This is a genomic window from Staphylococcus sp. GDX7P312P (genome assembly GCF_008385775.1).
In the GTDB taxonomy this organism is placed as follows: Bacteria; Bacillota; Bacilli; order Staphylococcales; family Staphylococcaceae; genus Staphylococcus; species Staphylococcus haemolyticus.
Genome location: NZ_VUKI01000043.1, coordinates 1 through 784 on the forward strand (window position 1 = coordinate 1; position 784 = coordinate 784).

1 protein-coding gene is annotated in these 784 nt (G+C 40.7%); it reads right to left on the reverse strand.

Annotated features, from left to right (window positions below):
• Positions 1-784: putative Ig domain-containing protein (locus F1592_RS11025; protein ID WP_188294692.1), on the reverse strand; the 784-nt coding region annotated here is incomplete at both ends.

Sequence of the window (784 nt, forward strand, 5' to 3'; positions counted from 1 at the left end):
GTAGCTTCCAACTTTACTTGGTGTACCACTAATTGTATTAGTGTCTGGATTAAACGTTACACCTGCTGGCAAGCCACTTACTTTATTTGTTACGGCTTGACCACTGTTATCTGTCGCATCAATCTTAATTGGATTAATCGCAGTGTTAACTTCTTTAGTTTGGCCTGCAATTGGTGTCACTGTTGGCGCTGTTGTATCTTCCACTGTAATTGTAAAGCTTGTTGTTGTTTCGTTGCCGTCGGCATCTGTTGTTATCACTGTAATTGGATAGCTTCCAACTTTTGTTGGTGTTCCACTAATTGTGTTTGTATTCGGATTAAACGTTACTCCTGCTGGTAAGCCACTCACTTTATTCGTTACAGCTTGACCACTATTATCACTCGCGTCAATCTTGATTGAATCAATTGCTGTATTCACTTCTTTTGTTTGTCCAGCGATTGGTGATACGACTGGTTTCGTCGTATCTTGCACTGTAATTGTGAAACTTGTTTCCGTTTCGTTGCCGTCGGCATCTGTTGTTATCACTGTAATTGGATAACTTCCGACTTTCGTTGGTGTTCCACTAATTGTATTCGTGTCTGGATTGAATGTTACTCCTGCTGGTAAGCCACTCACTTTATTCGTTACAGCTTGACCACTATTATCACTCGCGTCAATCTTGATTGGATTAATTGCTGTATTGATTTCTTTTGTTTGCCCGGCAATTGGTGATACGACTGGTTTTGTTGTGTCTTCTACTGTGATTGTGAAACTTGTTGTTGTCTCGTTGCCATCGGCATCTGTT